5 protein-coding genes are annotated in these 9,573 nt (G+C 40.8%); 4 read left to right on the forward strand and 1 reads right to left on the reverse strand.

Annotation, left to right across the window (positions count from 1 at the left end; all coding sequences use genetic code 11):
- The 4 genes from QX565_RS15580 to QX565_RS15595 all read left to right on the forward strand — a co-directional run.
- A partial coding sequence (locus QX565_RS15580) for a polysaccharide lyase family 8 super-sandwich domain-containing protein (RefSeq protein WP_289293414.1) occupies positions 1 to 810 on the forward strand: 810 nt, incomplete at its 5' end.
- A gap of 132 nt (positions 811 to 942) precedes the next feature.
- The gene (locus tag QX565_RS15585) at positions 943 to 3,927 is read left to right on the forward strand and encodes a chondroitinase family polysaccharide lyase (protein WP_289293419.1); all 2,985 of its coding nucleotides are present in this window, start codon (positions 943 to 945) and stop codon (positions 3,925 to 3,927) included.
- A 26-nt stretch (positions 3,928 to 3,953) separates the two neighbouring features.
- The gene (locus tag QX565_RS15590; RefSeq protein ID WP_289293415.1) at positions 3,954 to 6,440 is read left to right on the forward strand and encodes a glycoside hydrolase family 95 protein; all 2,487 of its coding nucleotides are present in this window, start codon (positions 3,954 to 3,956) and stop codon (positions 6,438 to 6,440) included.
- Between the two features lie 25 nt (positions 6,441 to 6,465).
- Positions 6,466 to 8,622 carry a glycoside hydrolase family 31 protein gene (locus QX565_RS15595; protein WP_414429693.1) on the forward strand — a complete coding sequence of 719 codons (2,157 nt, stop codon included), beginning with the start codon at positions 6,466 to 6,468 and terminating at the stop codon, positions 8,620 to 8,622.
- Between the two features lie 559 nt (positions 8,623 to 9,181).
- Here QX565_RS15595 and QX565_RS15600 read toward each other — a convergent pair.
- Positions 9,182 to 9,573 (reverse strand): GGGtGRT protein (locus tag QX565_RS15600; RefSeq protein ID WP_289293417.1); only part of this gene is annotated, 392 nt, incomplete at its 5' end.

Here is a 9,573-nt window from a genome sequence, read left to right on the forward strand (position 1 = left end):
AAAGATGGGGTGAATGATCGGGGAAACAGGGAAATCCAAAATGCTATATTGTACGACTTCAAAGCTTATAAAGGATATTTTATGTTTGGAGACTATTTTTTGGCCCTTGGAGCGGGAGTGACCAATGATAAACCGGAACTGGAGGGGAATATACGGACTACCATTGATCAGACCAGTCATCTGTCGGCAGTTTATCTTCTTGAGAATGGAATAAAGAAGAAGCTTGGTAAGGGGAGTAACTCTCTGAATGGAAATACGTGGATAATACAGGAAGGGCAGTTTGCTTACCGTATTTTACCGGAGTTTACGCAGAAAGCGTTTGTCACTTGTGAAAGTATAAAAGCCAGATGGGAACAGATGAATAATAATAATGAGAAAAAGAAAGGGCTTCCGAAGCGGATAGATATATTGCATGCGTGGGTAGATCACGGACAGACTCCGGTGAATGATACTTATGGATATGTTGTTTATGCCGGTAAAGGACAGCCGGAAGACAAACTCCCTTTCCGTGTATTACGGAACGATACATTGGTACAAGCGGCATGTTCTGTTGATGGGAAGATTATTGAAAGTATATTTTATCCGGGACACCGGGGACTGGAAGCTGATAATGTGTCTTTGACCGTTTCTGCGCCTTGTGCGGTATTGATAAAGGAAGAATCGGATAACTTTATTATAACAGTGACCGATGCTTGTATGAATACTGACTTGAATGAAATTACGCTGTATTTTAATGGGCGCATTATTAATATTTCTGTTCCTCAGGGTGAACTCGGAGGGAAACCTTCAACGGTAATATGTAGTAAATAGAGTAGAAATATTGTTGTCAGGATTAAATGTTCGGCAGTGAACTTATTGTATAAAACGAATAAAATTAATATGTAGCAGATTATGAAAATAATCAATAAATATATTCAAGTGCTTATCTTTTTCTTGTGGGGGATGTCATTTATGGCTTCGGCACAGATTCTCAAACATGAGAGACTGTTTTCTTTTGAAGAACATACTGTGTCTGATTGTATTGAAAGCCGACAATCCACTTTCTCTATTTCTACTAAGCACAATAAAGACGGAAAGCAATCATTACGTTGGGAGTTTAAACCCAATGGAAGTTTATCTTTCAAAAAAAATCTCTGTTTTGAGAAAAAAGATCCCAAGGGAGAGGATTTATATTTATCTACTTTTATTGTATGGGTGTATAATGAACATGCGGTAGATAAGACTGTCCGGTTTGAGTTTTTGAAAGATGGGAAGGTCTGCACTTCTTTCCCTTTTTATATTAATTTCACCGGATGGAGAGCTGCGTGGGTAGCTTATGAGCGCGATATGCAAGGTACACCGGAAGAAGGTATGAATGAAATCCGTATAACGGCCCCTGATATGAAGGGTGAACTATATATCGACCATTTGATTACTGCAGCAAAAGTCGATCCTCGCCATCAGACACCGGATGTACAGGTTCCTTTTGTCAACAAGAAAACCATGAATCATTGGATGGTTCTGTATAATAAATCAAAATTACGGCCGGATATTGTACTCCGTCCCGTTACGGCAACGGATAAACAAGATTTTAAAGAGATTGAAAGCCGTTTTCGAAAGAAGATATATGAACCTCAGGATTTATCGGAACAAGAGATAACGGCTATCCGAAAAAAATATCAGGAATATGGAATTGAATATGTGGACGGATGTATTCATGGAGTACCTTTGTTTTTTAATGCTATTCAGGCTTTCGAGAGATTGTTTAATTTAACAGGAAAAGATGCTTCTCAAAAAGCAAGTGAATTGGGTGTTGCGATAAAAGATTATTTTAATTGGATGAAACGGGTTGCGGTTGCTTATAATAATGCTCCTGACAGTTTGATTAAAACAGAGATGAAAGATAAATTTCTGGCAATGTATGATCATGCTATAGATCAAGGGATAAACTATGGCAGTTGTTGGGGGAATATTCATCATTACGGGTATTCGATGCGGAATTTATATACTGCATGTTTCCTGATGAAGGAGGTGCTGCATGAGAACCAACGTCTGGACGAGGCTATGAAAATGCTTCAATGGTATGCCATTACGAATGATGTATTTCCTAAACCGGTTGGCAATGGTATCAATATTGACGTGCTCAATACACAGATTACCGGTCGTTTGGCAAGTATATTGATTATGAATGATACTCCCGAAAAGGTTCAATATCTGAAGTCATTTTCACGTTGGATGGATTATGCTTGTCGGCCATCAAATGGATTATCCGGTGGTTTTAAGGTGGATGGGAGCGCTTTCCATCACTGCAATAATTATCCGGCTTATGCCACAGGCGGATTAACCGGAGCTATCGATATGATTTATCTGTTAAGTCGTACTGGATTCGCCATTTCCGAACTGGCCCATCAGACTGTTAAAGAAGTACTTCTTACCATGCGTTTCTACTGTAACAAACGTAGCTTCCCTCTTTCCATGTCCGGACGCCATCCGAACGGGAAAGGGGAATTGATTCCTGAACATTATGCTATTATGGCGCTTGCGGGTTCTCCCGACCGTAAACAGGAAATAGATGCCGATATGGCCGGAGCTTATTTACGTCTGATAGAAAAGCCCTACGAATGTAGTAAACAAGAAAAGCAGTTCACAAACTTATTGTCTGCTAAAGGATTTACCCCGGAGCAAGATCCCGAAGGTAACAAAGCAATGGGGTATGCATGTGTATCAGTGCAACGTCGGAACAATTGGTCGGCTGTAGCCCGTGGGCACTCCCGTTATTTATGGGCAGCCGAACAATATCTGGGAGCAAATCTTTTCGGACGTTACTTAGGGCATGGTAGCCTGCAAATCATGACAGCTCCCCAAGGAGAAGAAGTATCCTCTACCAGTGGCGATTGGCAGGAAGAGGGCTTTGATTGGGGACGTATTCCCGGAACTACAGCGATTCATCTTCCTGTAGACCAATTGGAAGCCAATGTTCTCAACGTAGACGTATTCTCAGGATATGAAGAAATGCTGTACTCGGACGAGGCTTTTGCCGGTGGTCTGTCACAGGAAGGGATGAACGGGAATTTCGGCATGAAACTTCACGAACATGACAAGTACAACGGTTCCCATCGTGCCCGTAAATCTTACCATTTTTTCGACGGCATAATCGTGTGTCTCGGTTCGGATATCGAAAATACCAACAATGATTATCCGACGGAAACCACCATCTTCCAGCTTGCCGTAAAGAATGATACCGACCGTAATTTCTGGAAAGCCTATGAAGGAAATGAAAAGTATTGGATAGACCCTGTCGGAACAGGTTATTATACGCCCGTAGCCACCAAATTCGAGAAAAATTTCCCACAATATTCCCGTATGCAGAATACTGGTAAAGAAAACTCCGGTGACTGGGTTACATTGACAGTAGACCATGGTAAAGCCCCTAAGGGAGCATCCTATGAATATACCGTTCTTCCTCAAACCGACCAGGCGGTAATGGAAGCATTTATTAAAAAACCATCTTATAAGGTATTGCAGAAAGACCGTAATGCCCATATCGTACGTGATCTGAAGAGTAATACTACTTCTTATATCTTGTTTGAAGCTCCGGATGTACTTCCGAAAGGCCTTGTACAAAAGGTCGATACTTCCTGTCTCGTTATGTTGCGTGAAAATAAAAAAGAAGCAATACTTACCGTATGCCAACCGGACTTGGCACTATATCGCGGTCCTTCAGACGATATATACGACGAACAGGGAAAACGTATCGAACGCAGTATTTACTCCCGTCCTTGGATTAATAATGAAAGTGCTGAAATTTCTGTTACCATTACGTTGAAAGGGCAGTGGAAAGTAACTGAAACACCTTATTGCAAGCTTGTTTCTGCTGATAAGAAACAGACTGTATTACGTTTTAGTTGTCGGAATGCAGCCGGTTTTGATGTGGTATTGCGAAAATAGAATTAGAAATTAGTTTCAAGTAAAGTATGAAAGTAAGAATTTTAATAGTCGTTTTATTTTGTTTACTGCCGGTTTTGGCAATGGCTGGAGACCGGTCGGTTGATTTTCATCGAAAGATTTATAAACTATGGTATGATTCACCGGCCCCGAACAATGGGGCGGTTTTTCGTCCGAATGAAAGTGACCGTCCTATTGACCTTGATTGGGAGAACTCCTCTTTACCTATCGGAAATGGGTATATGGGAGCATCCATCTTTGGGCGTATGGATACTGAAAGAATACAGATAACTGATAAGACCTTGCATATAAAGGGGTTGTGGGGAGTAGAGACACAGACGGCTTTTGCTGATTTGTATCTGGACTTTTTTCATACCACATATTCCCGGTACGAACGGAGTTTGACACTCAATGACGGAATTTGCAGGGTAAGTTATGAACATGATGGAGTTACTTATGAGCGTGAATATTTTGCGAGCTATCCGGATAATGTGTTGGCTATTAGGTTGACTGCGGATCAACCGGGAAAACTGACTTTTAATGTCCGTGCCCAGATACCTTATTTGGTACCTTTTGGAGCGCTTCAGCGTACCGATTCTGTAACTATAGGTTATTTGAGCGGGCCGACACAAACCCGTTTTAGTAATAACGGGCGTAGTGGGAAGGTTTGTGCGGAAGGAAACGGAATAACTTTGCGTGGGGAAACAGAGTATTTACGTATGATTTATGAAGGAGGCATAAAGGTGATTCCCTATGGAGGAAAGCTGAGTTCATACAGTGATTCTGATGGTGGTAATGGAATGATTCGTATTGAACGTGCAGATTCGGCACTTGTTTTGTTTACGTTAGGAACGAATTACCAATTGGACCATGCTGTTTTTTCTAATCCTCCTGCGAAGAAACTGGTTAATGGTATAGATCCGCATGAACAGATTGTGAAAACATTAAGGAAAGCAGAGGAAAAAGGATATAAGGAATTGTTAGAAAATCATCTTTCAGATTATAAATCCTTTTTCGACCGGGTTTACCTTGATTTGGGTGAAGAGTTGCCGCAGATAACGACTGACCGGTTATTGGCTGATTACAAAAAGGGGAAACAGAGCAATTATCTGGAAGAGTTATTGTTTCAGTATGGGCGTTATTTATTAATCAGTACTTCTCGGAAAGGTACCCTTCCACCTACTTTGCAAGGGGTATGGAATCAGTATGAGCTGGCTCCCTGGAACGGTAATTATACTCATAATATCAATATACAGATGAATTACTGGCCTGTCTTTAATACCAATTTGGCCGAATTGTTTGAAAGCTATGTTGATTATTATAAGGCTTATCGGGAAACGGCTGAACAGGTGGCATCAACTTATATTAAAAAATATCATCCCGAAGCTTATTCGCCGGAAAAAGGAGGGAATGGTTGGATTGTCGGAGCCGGGGCAGGTGCTTTTTTTATCGGAGCACCGGGTGGACATTCAGGACCGGGAACTGGTGGTCTTACTTCCAAGTTGTTTTGGGATTATTATGCATTTACTTCCGATATCGATATTCTGAAAGAAGTTTCATATCCGGCCTTATCGGGTATGGCACGTTTTCTTAGTAAAACTGTCTGTGATACATTGGGGTATGTTTTGGCTTATCCTTCTTCTTCTCCCGAACAGTTTAGTAAAATTACCGGAAAGCCTTATCCTTCATTAGGTTGTGCATTTGATCAGCAGATGATTTATGAAAACTATGCAGATGTTTTGGCTTCAGCCAAAATATTGAAGGATAAAGATCCGCTTTTGAGTAAACTTAAAAAGCAAATTAAGTATTTGGATCCGGTACTTGTAGGCAAGTCCGGTCAGATAAAGGAATATCGTGAGGAGGAATATTATGATGATATTGTCTTGGAAAAGAATCATCGTCATATATCTAATCTAATCGGGTTATATCCTGGTACGATAATTAACAGTAATACTCCTGAGTGGTTGAAAGCTGCTAAGACAACATTGGATTTGCGGGGTGATAATTTTACGGGCTGGTCACTGGCCCATAAGTTGAATTTATGGGCGCGTCTCAAAGACGGGAATCATGCCCATCAAATATTGCAGGATTTGTTGAAAACGTCTGTATTGGATAATTTGTGGACCAACTGTATTGCAGTTTTGCGCTCTCCTTATCAAATTGAGGCGAATTTGGGTAGTACGGCTGGTATAGCGGAGATGTTGTTACAAAGCCATGATGGAACTATTTTCCCATTGCCGGCGTTACCGAAAGCTTGGAAATCAGGAAAATATAGCGGTTTGGTAGCCCGGGGGAATTTTGAGGTATCCGTCTCTTGGGAAGAAGAACAATTGAAAAGAATAAGTATTAATTCTCGGAAAGGAAATCCTTGTGTTATAAGTTATCCGGGATTTGAGAAAGTGACTGTGACTGATACTAAAGGAAATATTATAAAATATCGAATTGAAGGAGTAGATAAGATTTGTTTTAAAACCCGTAAAGATGAGTCTTATTTAATTGAGTTGAATAAAAAATAAAGTTTGTGTTATCATGAAGAAATGTATGATCATGAAGAAGTGTATGATGGTTGTTATGCTGCTTTTGGGGACAGAGATACAACTTATTGCACAAATCAGTTGGGAGCAGGTGGTTCCCGGTGTATGGAAAGGAGTGGTGGGAACTCCTGAAAATTATTCTTTATTGAAAGCGGCAGGTGTTGCTCCGAAATTGGATGGCTTTAATCGGTTACCGGAAATGACACTGCCTGCATTGGCTTTTGAAATAGGAGGGAACGTACAAGATGGAAAAACTGCTTTGTATATTCCTTTGCAGCCAAAGGAACAATTATATGGGTTCGGACTTAATTTTCAAACAATACATCAACGGGGTAAGATTTTGAATTTACATGTGGATCATTATGGTGGCAGAGATAATGGTCGAACACATGCTCCGGTTCCGTTTTACATATCCAGTCAAGGATACGGTATTCTGGTGAATTCGGCCCGTTATTTAACCGTTTATGCAGGGAATGGTATTAAAAAAGACAGCCCCAATGCAGAGAAAGCAAAAGATCGTAATACGGATAAAACTTGGACTGCACAACCTTATTCGGATGCAGTTTCCATTTTGGTGCCTGCTCCCGGTGCCGAAATTTATTTGTTTGCAGGTCCTACCCCCATGGATGTGGTCAGACGTTATAACCTTTTATGTGGTGGCGGTACTTTGCCTCCTCGTTGGGGATTGGGATTTACACAACGTACACCGACACTTTATACATCGAGACAAGTGGAAAATGAAGTGGAAGAGTTCGAGCGTCATGGTTATCCGCTTGATTTTATCGGTTTGGAACCTGGTTGGCAAAGTAAAGCTTATCCGTGTACTTTGGAGTGGGATTCTGTACGTTATCCCGATCCGGTTGGTTTTGTAAAAAGGCTTATGGATAAGGGTATCCGTGTTAATTTATGGACCAATCCTTATATTTCACCTGATTCAAAATTATACAAAGATATGTATCCGGTTAGCGGTTCTCATACGGTATGGAACGGCATTGTGCCGGATTTGGCAAATGACAAGGCAAAACGGTTGTTTCAGGACAAACTGATACAAGAACATATCGGTATAGGAGTCAGCGGGTATAAAATAGATGAAGTGGATGGATTTGACCGTTGGATTTGGCCGGATGTAGCAACCTTTCCTTCGGGAATTTCGGCTGAACAAATGAGACAAACGTATGGAGTGTTGGCACAACGTACAACAAACGAACTTTTTAGAAAGTATAATAAACGTACTTATGGATTGGTACGTGCATCCAATGCCGGAGCAAATTCTTTCCCTTATGTGTTGTATAATGATTATTATAACCATTCTGATTTTATAACAGCATTGATTAACTCTGGTTATTGCGGTGTGTTGTGGACTCCGGAAGTACGTAGTTCTCATTCTGCGGAAGAATGGTTGCGCCGTTTTCAAACAGTTGTATTTTCACCGATGGCAATGATCGATGCATGGAATAGTGATACGAAGCCTTGGACATTTCCGGAAGTGGCCGAACAAGTGAAAGAGTATGCACTGCTTCGTATGCAGATGATGCCTTATTGGTATACAGAATTTGCCCGGTATCATTTTGATGGTATACCTCCTTTTCGGGGGATGAGTTTAGAACCGGGGTTTACTTTGGATGGGATGATAACCTCTGAACTGAAAGAGAAAAGTTTGGAAAATAATCCGTATCTTGAGGCGGTGACCAAAGAGATAAAAGACCAGTATATGGCAGGTGAATATTTGTTGGTTGCTCCGTTATTTACCGGACAGACAGAACGTAAAGTTGTTCTTCCGACAGGGAATTGGTATGATTTTTATACCGGTGCATACGTGGGTAACGGAGAGACGATTACTGTTGCACCAGGATTGGACCGTATCCCTGTGTATGTAAAAGACGGTGCAATTATTCCGATGATGGAACCAAGGCTTCATGCGCCGAAACCAGGCGAAAAGATAAGTTTGGAAATCCGTCATTACGGTAAAGTGGATGGTACTTATCATTTGTATGACGATGATGGAGAGACATTTGATTATGAGAAAGGAATGTATTCGTGGAGAGAAATCAGCGTGTCACATGATAGAAACGGAAAACCTAAGGGGTATATTTCAAAAGCCGAGAAAGGGAAACCGAATTCTATCGGGAAGATTACATGGCGTTTCATGACGGATACTTTTTGATAAAATGACATTTGGTATTAAATCGGTGAAATGGATTGATTGTGTGGATTTTATTGATCATTAATTTTGTTATAATCCCAATGAATAATAGAATAGTTGTATACTTATGATTTATATCCTGCAGTTCTTTATTTGTTAGTGGGATAAGTTTAATCTATTACATTATATGTGGAAAAAAGTAATATTATATTTTTTTTGGGGGGGCATCTTATACCCGGGCAGATGACCTGATTACTATTAATTATAACATCCAGCCTGTTTACGGATACAGGCTGGATGGAACGCCTGGACGTATTGTAGAAATCAAATTGAAAGGTAAGAAGTTGCAAGGCGACTGCCTTTGATGTACTAGCAAAAGGTTGTAAAGAAAAATTGTTTTACACTGAATGCAAAAGACTCCACGCATATAGAACTCCAGCATCCGATCACAGCTAATTATAAGAAGAATAGCAAGAGGAAATGAGTATCGGAATAGGGGATGAATATTGTAGATAACTTAAAATGAAAACCCCCATAACCTTATCAGTTACAGGGATTTAATATGTCGTAATCGTTATAATTACTTGCTCAAAGCCTGAGCTACGTCAACAGCACAAGCCACAGTACAACCTACCATCGGGTTGTTACCAATTCCTAAGAATCCCATCATTTCTACGTGAGCAGGAACTGAGGATGAACCAGCGAACTGAGCATCTGAGTGCATACGACCCATAGTGTCTGTCATACCATAAGAAGCAGGACCGGCAGCCATATTATCCGGGTGAAGAGTACGACCTGTACCACCACCTGAAGCTACTGAGAAGTAAGGCTTACCTGCCAGTGTGCGTTCTTTTTTGTATGTACCTGCAACTGGATGTTGGAAACGAGTAGGGTTAGTAGAGTTACCTGTGATAGATACGTCTACACCTTCTTTCCACATAATAGCTACACCTTCGCGAACGTCGTCAGCAC

The organism is Bacteroides sp. 41_26, assembly GCF_949740115.1.
Lineage (GTDB): Bacteria > Bacteroidota > Bacteroidia > Bacteroidales > Bacteroidaceae > Bacteroides > Bacteroides nordii.

Excerpts from the sequence above, each read along its gene's own strand:
- QX565_RS15585 (WP_289293419.1), top strand. The coding sequence starts at position 943 with ATGTCATTTATGGCTTCGGCACAGATTCTCAAACATGAGAGACTGTTT.
- QX565_RS15590 (WP_289293415.1), top strand. The coding sequence starts at position 3,954 with ATGAAAGTAAGAATTTTAATAGTCGTTTTATTTTGTTTACTGCCGGTT.
- QX565_RS15595 (WP_414429693.1), top strand. The coding sequence starts at position 6,466 with ATGATCATGAAGAAGTGTATGATGGTTGTTATGCTGCTTTTGGGGACA.